Annotated in this window: 1 protein-coding gene; it reads left to right on the top strand. The window is 32.1% G+C overall.

Going from position 1 to position 265, the window contains the following annotated elements:
• Nucleotides 1–265 (top strand): hypothetical protein (locus A6E06_RS20065; RefSeq protein ID WP_218066041.1); only part of this gene is annotated, 265 nt, incomplete at both ends.

The raw sequence follows: 265 nt of genomic DNA, 5'->3' as shown, positions 1-265 counted from the left end.
GACTTTATACTTAGCTTACTGATATTTATATCTTTATTGTTTGTATTTTTTGGCGATGGATTTTTAGAGCTTGTTGGGATTTACAAAGATCAAGATAGGTATGCTCCGTTACTCGGTACTGCATCAGCATTTTACTTCGGATTTGCATATGCATTAATTCTAACTAGAAGAAATATTCGTCATCGACATTTAGTTGAAGAATTGGAGAGTTTAAAGATTCAAAGAAATACACTTAGGCCACTTAAATCTTCTGACAATGTTACAT

This window comes from Aliivibrio sp. 1S175 (genome assembly GCF_001690985.1).
In the GTDB taxonomy this organism is placed as follows: domain Bacteria; phylum Pseudomonadota; class Gammaproteobacteria; order Enterobacterales; family Vibrionaceae; genus Aliivibrio.
This window is presented reverse-complemented; position numbering and strand designations above follow the sequence as displayed.